This is a genomic window from Rhizobium sp. GW821-FHT14E12, assembly GCF_058803745.1.
Genome location: NZ_JBXAPH010000001.1, coordinates 1,342,185 through 1,357,805 on the forward strand (window position 1 = coordinate 1,342,185; position 15,621 = coordinate 1,357,805).

At 61.3% G+C, this 15,621-nt stretch carries 16 protein-coding genes and 1 other RNA gene; 4 read left to right on the plus strand and 13 right to left on the minus strand.

Translation table 11 applies throughout. The features are described from left to right. Nucleotides 1-56: 56 nt before the first annotated feature. From AC1RO0_RS06615 to AC1RO0_RS06650, 8 genes are all read right to left on the minus strand, one after another. Complete coding sequence (locus AC1RO0_RS06615) at nt 57-803, minus strand: YebC/PmpR family DNA-binding transcriptional regulator (RefSeq protein WP_498592085.1); 747 nt, start codon at nt 801-803, stop codon at nt 57-59. Between the two features lie 135 nt (nt 804-938). Then, entirely contained in the window at nt 939-1,781 is an 843-nt protein-coding gene (locus AC1RO0_RS06620; protein WP_498592086.1) for an MBL fold metallo-hydrolase, read from the minus strand. Between the two features lie 127 nt (nt 1,782-1,908). Further along, nucleotides 1,909-2,733, minus strand: a complete 825-nt coding sequence (locus tag AC1RO0_RS06625; protein ID WP_371108785.1) for a TIGR00282 family metallophosphoesterase — start codon at nt 2,731-2,733, stop codon at nt 1,909-1,911. A gap of 3 nt (nt 2,734-2,736) precedes the next feature. Beyond that, nucleotides 2,737-3,324 (minus strand): 5-formyltetrahydrofolate cyclo-ligase, encoded by a 588-nt coding sequence (locus tag AC1RO0_RS06630; RefSeq protein WP_498592087.1) that lies wholly within the window; start codon nt 3,322-3,324, stop codon nt 2,737-2,739. Between the two features lie 103 nt (nt 3,325-3,427). Next, nucleotides 3,428-4,105, minus strand: a complete 678-nt coding sequence (locus tag AC1RO0_RS06635; RefSeq protein WP_498592088.1) for an HAD family hydrolase — start codon at nt 4,103-4,105, stop codon at nt 3,428-3,430. A gap of 196 nt (nt 4,106-4,301) precedes the next feature. After that, nucleotides 4,302-5,699: a virulence factor gene (locus AC1RO0_RS06640; protein WP_498592089.1), complete on the minus strand. Its 1,398-nt coding sequence runs from the start codon at nt 5,697-5,699 to the stop codon at nt 4,302-4,304. After that, nucleotides 5,696-8,305 (minus strand): bifunctional lysylphosphatidylglycerol flippase/synthetase MprF, encoded by a 2,610-nt coding sequence (gene mprF, locus AC1RO0_RS06645; RefSeq protein WP_498592090.1) that lies wholly within the window; start codon nt 8,303-8,305, stop codon nt 5,696-5,698. Before mprF ends, AC1RO0_RS06640 begins: the two co-directional genes overlap by 4 nt. Before the next feature lie 345 nt (nt 8,306-8,650). After that, entirely contained in the window at nt 8,651-9,133 is a 483-nt protein-coding gene (locus tag AC1RO0_RS06650; RefSeq protein ID WP_498592091.1) for an SRPBCC domain-containing protein, read from the minus strand. A 73-nt stretch (nt 9,134-9,206) separates the two neighbouring features. Between AC1RO0_RS06650 and AC1RO0_RS06655 the strand changes: the two genes are divergently transcribed. Next, entirely contained in the window at nt 9,207-9,530 is a 324-nt protein-coding gene (locus tag AC1RO0_RS06655) for an ArsR/SmtB family transcription factor (protein ID WP_498592092.1), read from the plus strand. A gap of 35 nt (nt 9,531-9,565) precedes the next feature. Here the strand turns inward: AC1RO0_RS06655 and AC1RO0_RS06660 are convergent, their stop codons facing one another. Then, nucleotides 9,566-10,429 (minus strand): helix-turn-helix transcriptional regulator, encoded by an 864-nt coding sequence (locus tag AC1RO0_RS06660; RefSeq protein ID WP_498592093.1) that lies wholly within the window; start codon nt 10,427-10,429, stop codon nt 9,566-9,568. Between the two features lie 101 nt (nt 10,430-10,530). Here AC1RO0_RS06660 and AC1RO0_RS06665 point away from each other — a divergent pair, with 101 nt between their 5' ends. Continuing rightward, nucleotides 10,531-11,349 carry an SDR family NAD(P)-dependent oxidoreductase gene (locus AC1RO0_RS06665; RefSeq protein WP_498592094.1) on the plus strand — a complete coding sequence of 273 codons (819 nt, stop codon included), beginning with the start codon at nt 10,531-10,533 and terminating at the stop codon, nt 11,347-11,349. Between the two features lie 47 nt (nt 11,350-11,396). Next, the gene (locus tag AC1RO0_RS06670) at nt 11,397-12,113 is read left to right on the plus strand and encodes an SDR family oxidoreductase (protein WP_498592095.1); all 717 of its coding nucleotides are present in this window, start codon (nt 11,397-11,399) and stop codon (nt 12,111-12,113) included. A gap of 41 nt (nt 12,114-12,154) precedes the next feature. Here AC1RO0_RS06670 and AC1RO0_RS06675 read toward each other — a convergent pair whose 3' ends face one another. Further along, nucleotides 12,155-12,592 (minus strand): MarR family winged helix-turn-helix transcriptional regulator, encoded by a 438-nt coding sequence (locus AC1RO0_RS06675; RefSeq protein ID WP_498592096.1) that lies wholly within the window; start codon nt 12,590-12,592, stop codon nt 12,155-12,157. Nucleotides 12,593-12,715: 123 nt separating this feature from the next. Here AC1RO0_RS06675 and AC1RO0_RS06680 point away from each other — a divergent pair, with 123 nt between their 5' ends. Then, nucleotides 12,716-14,515 (plus strand): chloride channel protein, encoded by a 1,800-nt coding sequence (locus tag AC1RO0_RS06680; protein ID WP_498592097.1) that lies wholly within the window; start codon nt 12,716-12,718, stop codon nt 14,513-14,515. 74 nt (nt 14,516-14,589) lie between these two features. Here the strand turns inward: AC1RO0_RS06680 and ssrS are convergent. From ssrS to AC1RO0_RS06695, 3 genes are all read right to left on the minus strand, one after another. Further along, nucleotides 14,590-14,748, minus strand: a non-coding RNA gene (ssrS, locus tag AC1RO0_RS06685) — 6S RNA. Between the two features lie 71 nt (nt 14,749-14,819). Continuing rightward, nucleotides 14,820-15,197, minus strand: a complete 378-nt coding sequence (locus tag AC1RO0_RS06690; RefSeq protein ID WP_498592098.1) for a cell division protein ZapA — start codon at nt 15,195-15,197, stop codon at nt 14,820-14,822. A gap of 51 nt (nt 15,198-15,248) precedes the next feature. Further along, nucleotides 15,249-15,524 (minus strand): DUF4164 domain-containing protein, encoded by a 276-nt coding sequence (locus AC1RO0_RS06695; RefSeq protein ID WP_007701292.1) that lies wholly within the window; start codon nt 15,522-15,524, stop codon nt 15,249-15,251. Nucleotides 15,525-15,621 lie beyond the last annotated feature (97 nt).

A 15,621-nucleotide genomic window follows, 5' to 3' on the forward strand; every position in this document is an offset into this window, starting at 1 on the left:
GCAAACAAAAAGCCGGCCGCATCGCTGCGGCCGGCTTTTTTAATCAATCACACCGATCAGGCTGACAGCTTGGCCATCACTTCTTCGGAGACTTCGAAGTTCGAATAGACGTTCTGCACGTCGTCGTCGTCTTCAAGGCTATCGATGAGCTTCATCAGCGACTGCGCCTTTTCTTCGTCGACCGGCACATTGTTTTGCGCACGCCAGATCGCCTTGACGGTCTCGGCGTCACCAAGCGTTGCTTCCAGCGCCTTGGCGACTTCGTTCATCGCCTCGAAGCCGCAGATGATGGTGTGGCCGTCTTCGTCGCTCTCGACGTCGTCGGCACCGGCTTCGATTGCCGCTTCCATCACCTTGTCGGCATCGCCGACTGTCGGCTTGTAGGTGATCTCGCCGACATGATCGAAGGAGAAGGAGACCGAGCCGGTTTCACCGAGCGCGCCGCCTGCCTTGGTGAAGATCGAACGAACATTCGAGGCCGTGCGGTTGCGGTTATCGGTCAGAGCCTCGACGATGATCGCCGTGCCGCCGGGGCCATAACCCTCGTAGCGCACTGCATCGTAGTTTTCACCGTCACTACCGGCCGCCTTCTTGATGGCGCGGTCGATATTGTCCTTCGGCATCGACTGTGCCTTGGCGTTCTGGATCGCCAGGCGCAGACTCGCGTTCATGGTCGGGTCGGGCAGACCTGCCTTCGCGGCGACGGTGATTTCACGCGCCAGCTTGGAGAACATTTTCGAACGCACCGAGTCCTGACGACCCTTGCGGTGCATGATGTTTTTAAACTGTGAATGGCCAGCCATGGCACCCCTGTTCACGTCTTTTGTTGGGAATGGGCCGCCTTATAAGAGCGAAGCCGCTTTCATTCAAGCAAAAAGCCAGAAAGAGGCGCCTGGTCCGGCTGTGAGCCCTCGCAAGCCAGGGTTACGCTGATCGGCTCAGAGCCCCTTCAGCACATAGATCAGCGGCTTGCGCGGCAGTGTCTTCAACGACACCGTGGTCGTCGCGCCCGGCGCATAGGCGACATCGAAATCAGGACCGAAAAGAGCCAGGAACTGATCGACCGGCGGTCCCCAGCGGTGCATCGGCAGGATTAGCGATGAGCGCAACCGCTTCACCACCCGGCTCATGCTGTCCGCCCCCATGGTCAGCCCGCCGTCGACCGGAACCATCACGACATCGAGCCGACCGATTTCGGCATATTGCTTGTCGTTGAGCTCGAAATGCAGATGTCCCAGATGGCCGATGCAGAGCCCCGCCACTTCGAAAATGAAGATGGAATTGCCGTTGGGCTCGATGCCACCGGACCACGAGCGGATATCGGTGACCACATTGCGGATCAGCGTATCGCCGACAGTCAAATGGACCTTCGCCGGCTCGCCGGGCGTATCGCTCCAGCCATGCAGTACATATTGGATCGCCGGATCCGGCGCCAACGTGTAATGCGTCGGATGCGCCTTGTTCATGGTGACGGCGGTCGGCGTATAGGGCGGTGGATAGGTGCCGCTGAAATCCGTCGCGATCGAGACGCCACCGGGCGTTTCGATGAAGAAAGTCGCATGACCGAGGAAGGTGATCTTCACATCACCGTTGAGCACATCCTTGGCAAGTGTCGCTTCGGGAGGCGAGAAACTCGCGAATGTCGCCTTCGGCAAAGACTGCGCAATCGCCTGGCATTGGCTGGGCTGCGGGCGGGAAGGTTTCTCCTGAGCGTTCGCGACACTCCAACCCGCCAAGGTCAGCAGGAAGAGCACGGCGAAGACAGGAAATCGCAACATCATGCCACCCCCTCAAGCCTTACGGAAGCGGAGAGGATGCGGCACGGTTGGAGGCAGGTCCAGCGGCAATCCGATGGGGATTGCTCACAATCGCGTCATTGCGGCCGGACGATGAATGATTGGGCAGCAGCTACCGCCAGAACTCCGGAATGGTCTCGGCCAGGCGCGGCCCGAGCCGCAGCGGGGCGATCTTTTCCGCAAGCCCGGTCGCATCCGAAATCTCCACGCCGACACCGCAGATGGTGGCTGGGCCGGAGGCGGCCTCGAAACGGCCCTTCGGCATTTTCGAGATGAAGCGATTGAGCGGCTCTTCCTTCTCCATGCCGAGCGACGAGTCGTAGTCGCCACACATGCCGGCATCCGACATATAGGCAGTGCCGCCGTTCAGGATCTGCGCGTCGGCGGTCGGCACATGTGTATGCGTACCGACAACCAAGCTGGCGCGGCCATCGACGAAATGCCCGAAGCATTGCTTCTCGCTGGTCGCCTCTGCGTGGAAATCGAAGACGATAGCATCGGCCTGTTCCTTCAGCGGGCAGGCATCGAGGATCGCTTCCGCCGACTTGAATGGATCGTCCAGCTCCGGATGCATGAAGACGCGGCCCATAATGTTGGCAACAAGCACGCGGGCGCCGTTGCGGGCATAATAGATGCTCGAGCCGCGACCGGGCGTGCCAGCCGGGTAATTGGCCGGCCGCAGGAACTGGTCGTGGCGCTCGCAAAACACCACCGCTTCCTTCTGGTCCCAGACGTGATTGCCCGTGGTCACCACATCGGCGCCGGCATTGATCGTCTCAAGGAAGATATCCTCGGTGATGCCGAAGCCGCCGGCGGCATTTTCGCCGTTGACGATGACGAAGTCGAGCTTCAGATCGGAAACCAAGCCCGGCAAGCGATCCCATACCGCAACCCGTCCGGTCTTTCCGACCATGTCACCCAGAAAAAGCAGCCGCATTCCCTATCCAATCTCCACGGAAACAAAATTGAGCCCACTCTCGGTCAAAATCGCGTCCAGACGGACATCATGCGGCTCAGCCGGTACTGATGGCACTTCCTGGCAGTCGAATGCAATGCCGATCAGCCGTGGATTCAAGCCTTTTTGATGCAAACGATCGATGGCGCGGTCGTAATGGCCGGCGCCGTAGCCGATGCGATGGCCGGTGTTGTCGAAAGCCGAAAGCGGCACCAGCATGACCTCAGGGTCCAGAACGGCGGCATCAGGTCCCGGCCCCGCCGTACCGAAACCGCTGGGGATCAGCGGCGTACCGGGCACGAGTTCGCGAAAGACGATAGTGAGCTTGTCGAGAATGACCGGCACGCAGAGCCGAGCCCCTCGTTCCCGCAACCGCGCCATCAGCGGCCGAATGTCGGCCTCCGACCGGATCGGCAGGAAGCCGGACACGATCGTCCCCGGCTCGACGTCGATCGCATCACCGGCATAGGCAAGCATCGCCAGCCCCTTCTCGATGCGCTCATCGGGCGGGATCGCGTCGCGGGCGGCAAGGCGCTCGTTGCGATAGCGGGCTTTCAGCTCTTTGGGGGTCATCAGGCTTTCATACATTGGGACAATATCAGGAAAGCATAATGAGCCTGCGGCCTAATGCAATGCGCGAAAGCGACATGGGGTTATCGCCTGCCCGCCAGCGGCTTCAGCCGGCCTTGCGTACCACCGAAAGATGGCCGTTCCCGTCGACATGCGCCCGAACATTCTCATAATTCGGCAGCGTCGGATGACTGGTTTCGAGCGGGTGGGAATGCGTCGCCGTGATCACCACGACATCGGCGCCGGCGGCTTCGCCCGCCTTGATGCCGGCCATCACATCCTCGAAAACGAGGCAATCGGAGGGCCGCAGTCCGAGGCGTTCGGCACCGAGAATGTAGCATTGCGGATCGGGCTTGCCGACCTTGACGTCTTCGGCCGTGACGATTAAGCGCGGAACCGGAATGCCGGCGGCGGCGAGACGCGCATGGGCAAGCCGCAGTGGCGATGAGGTGACGATCGCCCAGCGGTCCGGCGGCAGCGAGGCCAGGAATTCGATGGCGCCGGGCAACGGCACGACTCCTTCCAAATCGGTAATTTCCGCCTCCATGATCAGTGCCGACTCCGCGACCGGATCGACGCCGGGCAGGTTGAGCTTGCCGATCGTGTCGATGCCACGCGCGCCATGCATGGTCGGCATGAACTTCTCGACATCCAGCCCCTTGCTGCGCGCCCAATCGCCCCAGACACGCTCGGCGGCGGCGATCGAGTTGATGATCGTGCCATCCATGTCGAACAGGAATCCGGAATAGCTTTTGTCGAAGACGGAAGACGATATGGCGGACAAGGTTCAGTCCCCTCTCGGGTTGGCGGGATCGGGTGGGCGAGCCGGAAGCGACTCGGCGCCGTCTTTCTTCCGACTACCGGCAGCCACGCCAAGAAGCAAACGAATGCTGGTCGGCGGACATGGAAAACAGCGGCGCGTATGGCTGAATAGCTGTTGGAATGTGCGCGGCGGAACAAGCCGCCGCGCGATCAGTGCATCACTCGCCGAGCCTGCTCTTCAGGCCGTTGATGATGTGATTGGCCAAGGCCTGGTAATCGTCGTCGAAATGATGGCCGCCATCCATGGCGATGACTTCGGCGCCCGTACCGGTCAAGACCGGGCAGGCGACATCCTCGTCATCGTCCTTGCCGTAGATGCATTGCACCATCTTCGGATTGATCGACTTGAGGTCATTGGTGGGATCGCCGCCCTTGCCCGCGCTCGTGGCGCCCAGCCAACCCATGACCGAGATCACATAATCGACCTTGCGCGACAGCGACAACAGCGAGATCTGCACGATCTTGTCCTTGTCGGCCTGCTTCAGACGGTTATAGCTCGCCGGCAGCACGTCGGCGCCAAAGGAGTAGCCGACCAGCACCACATGCTTCACCTTGAAGCGCTTGGTGTAATACTGGATCATGCGACCGAGATCGTCGGCGGTCTGCTGCGGATCGCGCTCCGTCCAGAAGTAGTGCAGCGTGTCGACGCCGACCACGGGGATGCCCTGGTCCTGGAGATAGCTGCCGACTTCCTTGTCGATATCGCGCCAGCCGCCATCGCCGGAATAGACGATCGCCAGCGTGTCTTCCGTGGGCTTGGTGTCCATGACATCGACAGGCAGGCCGAGCGGCGATTTTTCACTGTCGATCGTCTTCATCAGATCCGCCAACCCGGTGCTAAGGGTGGCATAGGTGTCGTCATCGTCGGAATCGGTAACCTGAACATCGGGATGATCCTTCTGGATCTCCTCGACATGGTCACGTCCGTCCTTGGGAGCGTTCGACGTGAATGTTGCGACGATCGGGTTCGGCAGCGCGCCTTCCTGCAGGCCGAAGGACACCATGTCGCCGTCGCTCTTCTTCTCGGCGGGCGTGCAGAGCTCCTGCTTCAGCGCAATGCCGGAGGTCGGATCGACGGCGAGCGTGCCGGCGACTGTGGCATCCGGGGTTTGCGCGGCAATCGTCAACGCCATGGCGCCACCCGCGCCGACACCGGCGATGATCGGCAGCTGATAGGTGCTGTCGGCAAAGGAGCGCTGCACCTGCTGGCTGAGCGATTCCAGGTCCGAGACCATGTAGATGCAACCGTCATTCTGACTGACATCATATTTGTTCAGCGACGCCAGGAAGGACGGATAATCGATGCCGATGACCAGCGTGCCGTTGGCGACAAGCTTGTCGGCGACGCCCTTTTCCTTGTCGCCCCAGCCGGCGACATCGGAGATCAGGATGACCTCGCTGGTCACCTTGCCCTGCGGACGCAGGATATGCGGCGGAGAGATCATGCCGAGATCGTATTTGGTATCGTCCTCGTCCGCCCGCGCCGCACCGGATACCAGCAGACCGGCAGATAGCAGCAAAGCGGAAGCCAAGGATGTTGCGTATTTCAAGATCATTTCCTCACGACCCCCTTAAGTCCGCCCCCGATGAGGAATGTGGCATCCATCAGCGCGATCATTGGACTGACACCTCCCGAAACGGCCAGATAGCGTGGCTGCCATTCGGGATGAAACTTGGATTTGAAGGCACGAAGCCCTTTGAAATTATAATAGCGTTCGCCGTGCTCGAACACGGTTCCCCCGACCCTGTCCCACACCGGCGCCGATTCCCGTCTCGACATGCCCGATAGCGGCGCCATGCCCAGATTGAAGCGCTGGAAACCCTGCTCCTTCAGATATTCGAGGATCTGCACGAACAGAAAATCCATCGATCCCTTCGGGGCATCCGGTGAAAAGCGCATCAGGTCGACAGAGCCCTCCTCCCTGGTCTCCGTCATCAGGATATTAGCGAAAGCGACGATCTTACCATCCTTTTTCAGCACGCCAACCGATTGCGAGGCAACATAGTCCGGATCGAAGGCCCCCAGCGAGAAGCCCTTTTCCTTGGCGTTATGATCGGCAAGCCACGATTCCGAAACCTCGGCAAGCTGATCCATGATTTCAGGCACATGCTGCGGCTCGATAACGGCAAATTCTAGTCCGTCGCGCACAGCGCGGCTCGCGGTCTGGCGAAGATTGGCCCATTTGCCGCCCTTCAGCTCGAAATTGGTAAGATTGACCACCGCCAGCTCGCCGAGCTTGAAAGCGCGCAAACCGGCATCGGCGCAATAGGACAAAAGCGCCGGCGATATCTGATAGAAGACCGAACGGCAGCCTGCCGCACGGGCGGTTTCGACAAAGCGCCAGACGAGTTCCGGCAGGGCGTGCTTGGGGCCGATCGGATCGAACAGCGCGATCCAAGAGCGGCCCTGTTTGCCATACATGATGAAGGCATCGCCCTTTTCCGAGAACATGATGCTTTTGTCGCCCATGCGAACCAGATTGGCGTCGGCGACGCCTTGGTTGCGGACGATTTCGACAGCCCGCTCCACGGAATCTTCGGAAACCGGGTCCAGTCGCGGCGTCGCCGGCCGCAACAGGCTAAAGATCGCGATCGCCGACGAGACGATGGAGATACCGAGCACGGCGCGAAGCCCGCGCGGCGCTTCTCCGGTAAATTCGAACTCCCACCAGAGCTGGTTGCTGTATTCGACGTCACGATAGACGAAGAACAGAATGACGATGGCGCCGATGCAGATCACCGCGATCGCCGTCAGCCAGCCCCCTGTCAGAGCCTGGTTCAGCAGCGATGCCGGCCGGGTGAAGAGCTGACGGCTGACGACGAGGCCGAAGATGAGGAAGCCGAGCAACCCGGCCTCGACAATGGCGATGGCCTTCAGCAGCGACAAGAGCAGCGCGAGGACCGCCGAGAAGATCGAGACCCACCAGGCACCATCAAGACGCTGGCCAAGGCCGCGGGCGGCAACGATCATCGCCAGCCCAAGTAGGCTGGACAGGAAATGTGCTCCTTCAACGATCGGCAATGCCAGATAATCGCGGAGGAATTCGAGATTTTGATCCGGTGTCGGCGTCACGCTCGAAAAGACCAGCATCATGCCGAGCAGCAGCGCGAAGGTCGACAGCAGCTGCGGCATGAGGCGGCCGCCGATGCGGCGCATGCTGGAGGCGGCCGGATGATCGACGAAGCGGCGCAGTTCGGCCACGGAGACGGCCAGGATCGCGATCGCCAGCGGGATGACGTTGTAGATGACACGGTAGAGAACCAACGAACCGAGGACCGCGTCGGCATTCACCGAGCTGCCGAGCCAGGCGATGATGATCGTCTCGAACACGCCGAATCCGGCCGGAACGTGGCTCAGCACGCCGAGGCCGACGGCGATGGCATAGATGGCGAAGAAGCCCGGCCAGCCGATGGCCGTATCCGGCAGCAGCACATAGAGCACCGAGGCCGAGGCGGCGATATCGAAGGCGGTCACCAGAAACTGCCGCGACCAGGTGCGCGAATCCGGCAGGCGAACGGCGATCGGCCCGATCTGCACCTCGCGGCCATTGCGGCCGATGACGATCACGACGGCGAGCGCCGCGAGAATGGCGCCGGCGATCAGGCGCAGCCACAGGCCATTGACATTGATCAGCGGGCCGATTTCATCGGCAATGACCAGCAGCGCGATGGCACCGACAGCGGCAAGGCCAAGGCCGAAGGCGAGCGTGACGAAAGCGATGACGCGGGTGATGTCATCAGGCGACAGCCCCATCCTCGTATAGGCGCGATAGCGGATGGCGCCGGCGCTGAGCGCGCCGAAACCAGCCGTGTTGCCGACCGCATAGGCGCTGAAGGAGGTGAGCGCCACATGCGGAAACGGCAAGCGCTTGCCGATATATTCCAGCGCATTCTGGTCGTAGAAGATCAGCGAGGCGAAGCTGAGGCCCGTGAAGAACAGGGCCAGCAGGATGGACGAGAGCTTGGTCGTCTCGAGCGCGTGCACGACATCGTCATAGCGGACTTCGTTCGTCAGATCGAAGATCGCATAAGCGGCGATGCAGAAGACGGCGACGGTGAGGACGGCAACGATCAGCGTGCGATTGCTGTTCAAGAACCCGCTTATCCCACCGCGCTCGCTCAGTTCCTCATCGGCTTTTTCCAGATCGATTGGGGTCGACATGCTCTACCTGTTTGAATTGGCTTTCGCCGGTCCCGTTTGCTCGGATGTGCAGTAACGCTAATATTGCATCTTTATGGTGTCGCCTGCACTTCTGTCCACGGGCTCTTTTTCTCGAGCGCTCCCATGTTTCTAAATTTGGGCAATTTTGGCGCAGGCCGCGTTCCTCTAACAAGGAATCCGTTATTATTAAAAGGAATTTGTCATTCACCAGGAATTTGAGCTTATCCACACAGAAAAGTGAACTGCGTCGCCGGCAAGCAGCGCAGTTCACGATCAGGACATTCAGGCGGGGTCATATTCTCTCGAACCGCACAGCGCGAGGCGCATCAGCCTCGCCTGACCTTCTCAGCGATCCGGCGCCTCGGCGGGCACACCACGCATTTCGCTCAGGAAGAACCCTTCCCGCAGATTGATGCCATATTCGACGAAGGCCTTCATGCAGCAGAGCATCTGGGTCCAGCCTTCGCAATTGAGATAGGTGCCATGACGGCCGGCCACATCCTCACGCCAACCGGATTCCGCGATCGTCACCAGGGTACCACCGTCGTCGAGCGCTTCGAACGTCATCTCCACCTTGGTCCTATAGCGCGCGCCCTCCTCGTCGGCGCCACCATCCCAGTGAAAGACGATACGGCGATTGGGCTCGATCTCGCTGACCTCGACCGGCGCCTTCTCCCACCAGATGACCGTCGTCCCGGCAACGAGCGGCGCGCTGGCGCCGCCGACGGTGGTGAAATAGCTCGAAAGCTTCTGCGGATTGACGACCGCGTCGAAGACCTCCTCCACCTTGCGGCCGATGCGGCCCGAAATACGGATATCCAGCGTCATGGCTTTTCCTCCTCTTTCTGATCGGAATTGTTTCTCCATTGCGATCGACGCCATTATGTTATAAAAACATAACATGTCAAGCGAATCGGATAGCGACCTCATTTTCAAGGCCCTGGCTCACCGTCGCCGGCGCGAAATCCTCGACATGCTCAAGGACGCACCGAGAACCACTGGCATGCTCTGCGAGACCTTCCCGGACATGGACCGCTGCACGGTGATGTTGCACCTGAAGGTGCTGGAGGAAGCCGGACTGGTAATCGCCAAAAAGGAGGGGCGCGAGCGCTGGAACCACCTGAACAGCCTGCCGATCAAACAAATTCACGACCGCTGGATCAGCGCCTATGCCGGCCACGCCCTATCCATTCTCGATAGGCTCAGGAGCAATCTCGAAGGCTGAGATGATAAGAGCTGATGACGCTCGTGAACGGGACGCTATACTGCGCCGCTCCGCCCCAGCAACCCCCTGAGCTTCTCGCTAGTCCCATCGTCGTCGAGCGGTGTGTAAACCACCAGCTTCATGTCGGGCCGGTCGATGACGGCGAGTGCGGTATATTCGAAATTCATCAACCCGCCCAAGGGATGGCGCAAGCGCTTATGGCCCGCCAGCGGTCGCAACACGTCCTGCCGCGGCCACCAGGCCCGAAACTCCGGGCTCGCCTGGGTCAAAGTGGCAATCAACCGTTCGAAATCGGGATCGCCGGCATAGCGTGCGCTATCGGCGCGGAACATGGCGAGCGAGTTTGCCGCCACGATCTCCCAATCGACCAGGAGCTGCCGGTGCGCGGGATCGGTGAACACCCGATGGACGGTGTTGCGCGCATCGCCCTCAAGCAGACCGTAATCGCCGAAAAGCGCGACGGACGCCGCATTCCAGGCAAGCACATCCCAGCGGCGGCCAAGGACATAGGCCGGCTGGCCGGTGAGGCTGGCCAGCATGCGCCGCAGCGCGTCCGGCACATCCTCCGGCCCATGTATCGGAAGTTCCGTCGATGGCCGATCGCTCAAGGTAAAGAGATGCCGTCGTTCGGCTGGATCGAGCAGCAGGGCATCGGCCAGCGCCGACAGCACCTCCACCGAGGCGCGCACGTCCCGCCCCTGCTCCAGCCATGTGTACCATGTGGTGCCGACACCGGCGAGAAGCGCCACTTCCTCACGCCTGAGCCCCGGCGTTCGCCGGCGAAATCCGTCCGGAAGCCCGACGCTCGCTGGCGTCAGCTTCTCCCGCCGAGAGCGCAGGAAAGCCCCGAATTCACGGCGCCGGGCATCTAGAATGGTTTGGTTCTGGCTGATGGTCATGGCTCATCATAGCAGGATGAATACTAGGATAAAGTCAGAACTGTTTGCCGCTTCCACGAACTGCCAAATATCACTCCAGAAACGAGATAGAGGCGATTGCAATGGAGCTGAGCAGCAAGACGATCCTGATTACCGGCTCGACAGACGGTGTCGGCCGCCGGGTTGCCGAGAGGCTGGCGGCAGCGGGCGGAAAGGTGCTGGTGCACGGCCGCGACCAGGCGCGCGCCGAAAGCCTGCTTGCCGGCATTCACGACGCTGGCGGACACGCAGCCTTTTACCCCGCCGACCTTTCCTCGTTGGACGAGGTTCGCGCACTCGCCGACGCCATCGAACGCGATCACGGGCGCCTCGACATTCTGATCAACAATGCCGGGATCGGCACGAGCGGCGGCGAGCCAGGGCGCCAGGTGAGCCGCGACGGATATGAACTGCGCTTCGCGGTGAACTACCTCGCCGGTTTCCTGCTGACACGCCGCCTGCTGCCGCTGTTGAAGGCAAGCGGCCCCGCCCGCATTGTCAATGTTTCCTCGGCCGGCCAACAGCCCATCGACTTCTCGGATGTCATGCTGATGCGCGGCTATAGCGGCGTGCGCGCCTACTGCCAGAGTAAGCTGGCTCAGATCATGTTTACCTTCGAGCTCGCTGAGGAACTGGCCAGCTCTGGTATCACCGCCAACTGCCTACATCCCGCGACCTACATGAACACCACCATGGTCCGCCAGGCGGGCGTCGCGCCGATGAGCACGGTCGACCAAGGCGCTGATGCTATCCTCAATCTGGCGGTAGGCAGCGATCTCGAGGGACACACCGGCCTCTATTACAACGGGCAGCACCCTTCCCGCGCCAATGCGCAGGCCTATGACGCAACCGCGCGTCAGCGCCTGCGCCTCCTCAGCCAGGACCTTACCGGCCTGAGCTGAACACCTTCCACGACCACATCATTATCAACCCAACAAGGAGACAGATCATGTCATCCCAACACGTCGTCATTGTCGGTGGCTCCTCAGGCATTGGCCTCGCGACCGCCGCTCACCTTCTCGAAAAGGGCTATCGGGTCACGATCACCGGCCGCGATGGGGCGAAGCTGCGGGCTGCCGCCGAAAGCCTCAACGGTGATGTCGCCACGGTCATCATGGACGCGGCCGACCTCACCGGCCTTGCCAAGACCTTCGAAACGATCGGACGCCTCGATCATCTCGTTCTGGCGCTCGGCGGCGGCAATGGCGGCGGTCCCTTCGCCACTGTCGATCTCGCCGATCTCAGGAAGGGTTTCGAGCAAAAGACGATGGCGCATTTCGCCTGCGCCCAGGCTAGCCTTCCCTATCTCTCGAAAGACGGCAGCATCACCTTCGTCTCCGCCGTCTCGGCACAGGCAGCCATGCCGGGAACGGCGGGGCTCGCCGCCGTCAACGCGGCAATAGCCGCTCTCGCTCCGGTCCTTGCGGTCGAACTGAAGCCGATCCGGGTAAACTGCGTCTCGCCCGGCGTCGTCGACACGCCCTGGTGGGATTTTCTCGGCGAGGATCAGAAGGCGCCGGCCTTTACCGGATTTGCCGCGCGCACCCCGGTCGGGCGCGTTGGCCGCCCGGAAGACATCGCGGACGCCATTGGCTTCCTGGTCGGCAATGGCTTTATGAGCGGCCACACGCTGATCTGCGACGGCGGCATCCGGCTCGGCCAATAATCTGCAATACGCCATTGCCGGTCATGTCGGCAGCGGCCCCTTCATTTGCCACCAACGCCTGCCTGCAAATGCGTCAGGATATCGATCAACTCTGGCGCCATGTCTCGAATTTCCTGAAGGTGAATGGCGCTAAGTCTGCGCAGGACATCCTCGGATTTTTCCGTCAACTGCAGCGTCTGGCGGCGTTTGTCTGCCGGATCGGGGTGGCGGGTGACATAGCCGGCGTCGATCAGCCGACCGACCAGCTCGGTCGCCGTGTGCGGCGCGACCAGCAGGCGCTCCGCCAGCATACCGATGGTCATTGCCTCGCCGTGCGGATTACCCTTGATCGCCAGCAGCGCCTGATGTTGCTGGGGCGGCAACCCCTCCTGATGGGCAGCGGATGTGCTGAAATCCATGAATTTTCGGAGCGTATAGCGCAGCGTCGCCAGAGCTTCGTAGTCCGCCTGCGACAGCGTCTCCCCCAAATTCTGCGTCACGCTCATCGTCCTCATAAACACAGTTTGTTTTCTGTCGTTGATTTATATCGCATTACGATATAAATGCCATGGCAACGCAATTCCAACCACTTTGCCCGCGCGCTTTAGCACAGAAAGCATCCCATGCAGGATATCAACGCACATCATCGGCCCGCCCATGATTTTTCGGGCGGCGCCTCTCGCAAAGACAATGGCGACTTCACAACGGACAAGCGCGTTCTGGTTCTTGCGGCCATGGCGCTGGTCGTCGGCACCGGCGGCGCCCTGTCCGCCTGGGTGCTGATCAACCTAATCGCCCTCGTCACCAACGCCGTCTGGCTATTCAAGATCAGCGTCGAACCGCTGTCGCTGGGCACCCTCGCACGCTCGCCCTGGATGGTGGCCGCGCCCATTATCGGCGGCATCGTCATCGGCCTGATGGCCCGCTTTGGCTCGGAAAAAATCCGTGGCCATGGCATTCCCGAAGCGATCGAGGCGATCCTGATCGGTGGCAGCCGCATGTCGCCCAAGGTGGCGGTCCTGAAACCGCTCTCCTCCGCCGTCTCGATCGGCACCGGCGGTCCGTTCGGCGCCGAAGGGCCGATCATCATGACCGGTGGCGCCATCGGCTCGCTGTTCGCGCAATTCTTTCATCTAAGCGCCGCCGAACGCAAAACCCTGCTGGTCGCGGGTGCCGCCGCCGGCATGACCGCAATCTTCGGTTCGCCCATCGCCGCCGTTATGCTCGCGGTCGAATTGCTGCTGTTCGAATGGAAGCCGCGCAGCTTCATTCCGGTGGTGATCGCATCCTGCGTCTCCATCGCCTGGAGGCCATTGCTGATCGGTAGCGGTCCACTCTTCCCGGCCCATTTTGACATGCAGATGGGCTGGTGGGGCATCCCGCTCACCGCCGGCCTCGGCATCCTATCCGGCCTGCAATCCGGTCTGCTGACAACGCTGCTCTACCGCATCGAGGACGCCTTCGAGAAACTGCCCATTCATTGGATGTGGTGGCCAGCACTTGGCGGCCTCGTTGTCGGTCTCGGCGGATTGATCGAGCCACGCGCGCTCGGCGTCGGCTACGACATCATCTCCGACCTGCTGAGCGACCATATCGTGGCAGGCACCGTGCTCTCCATCCTCCTGGTCAAGGCCGGTATCTGGCTCGTGGCCTTGTCATCGGGAACGTCGGGCGGCGTCCTTGCCCCGCTGCTCATCCTTGGCGGCGCGCTCGGCTGGCTGGTCGGTCTCGTCCTGCCTGGCGATCCCGGTTTCTGGGCGCTGCTCGGCATGGCTGCGATGATGGGCGGCACGATGCGCGCGCCGCTGACCGGCACCTTCTTTGCCATCGAGCTCACCGGCGACATGCAGGCGCTGGTGCCACTGCTGGCCGCCACCGTCGCCGCCTACGCCGTCACCGTCTTGCTGTTGAAGCGCTCGATCCTGACCGAAAAGATCGCCCGGCGCGGCCAGCACATCACCCGCGAATACGGCATCGACCCGTTCGAACTGACCCGCGTTGCCGATATCATGATCGCCAAGGTGGACACACTCCCCGCTGCCATGCCGGCCGCAGAGGCATTGGCGCAATTGACCGAGAAGACGGATGCCCATCGTTTCTACCCGGTTGTCGAGACCGATGGCCGTCTGGTCGGCATGATCTCGCGAGCGGATGCCCTGCGCTGGCAGAACGAACCTGACCTCGCCGGCCAGACGCTCTACGACCTGATCTCGGACACCTCCATTCCGGTTGCCCATCCCGAAGACACGGTTGGCCGCGTCGCCGACATCATGATCCAGGCCGATACCGGCCGCGTTCCCGTCGTCGACGAACGGACCGGCGTTCTTATCGGCCTCATCGCCCGCAAGGACCTGCTACGCCTGCGCAGCGCCGCCAACCGCTCGGAATTCGAGCGCGGCGCCTATCTCAGAGCAAAACGTTAAGGGGAGGAGGAGCGGCGTCAGCGGGGCAACAATAATCCCGCGACGCTGTCTTTCTTTACTCAGCCGGGAAAAGAGAGCGATCCACGACGACCGATGGATTTTTACGATCCTGGGTGCCTACAAACGTAGGTGGGCGCCATATGACCAAGCCCACGGGCCTGGCCAGGGACAGCTCCCTTTGGATCGAGTATGGCCCCAGGGATTGTGGTTCCTGTCGGGAAGCGCAGACCGCACCTCTATATAAAGAGAATTCTTGCCTTGTACCAGTGGGCGCGGTGCCCAGCACGAGAAATAAACGAAAGTCTTAGTTCGGCTCCGCACCCGGACGCGCCGTCAGCTTCTCGGTGATGCCGCGAATGCGGGTCGCCACCTCGTCGATCACGGTAGCCAGCGTCTCCTCATTGCGGGTGTTGGCCGCAAGCGCGGTGTCACGATTGCTGCGCAGGGTTTCGAGTTCGGCCTCGAGCGCCGAAACACGCCGCGTCAATTCCGACACTTCGTCCATAATCATGATGCCGGCCATCACGGTGACGCGCAGATCGCCGATCTCGCCGAACTGGCTCTTCAGATGCATGACATAGCGGTCGAAGCGGGTGGCGAGATCCGTCAGATGCGCTTCCTGGCCCTCTTCACAGGCCATCCGGTAGGCTTTGCCGTCGATCGTTACCGTTACCTGCGCCATTCGACTTTCCGATCATTGCCGCTGAACGCGACGGCTGCGTCCCAAAGGGGATCAGCGGTCGAGCACGGCTCTTATGGTTTCCATCGCCGTCACAAGCCGGCGCGACACTTCGCGATTGACTTCTTCAAGCCGGTTCGCTCGAAACTCCGCCTGGTCGAGTTCCTGAGCGAGCCGCGAACGATCGGCATGCACCCGGCGAACTTCGCCTTCAACATCGCTTTGCGCGCGCTCGCGTTCAAACCGTCCATCGACGGCACTCTCCAAAGTCGAAAGCGCCTGGCGCAAATGAGTGAGCGCCGCATCCACCGTTTTGCCTGAGGGCTCCATGCCTTTCGAGTCTCCGCGCAAGGCCCGAATCAGAATATCCGGCCACTTGTCTGATTTCCCAACAATATTCAACTCAGCAACTGAACGTCAATAAAGG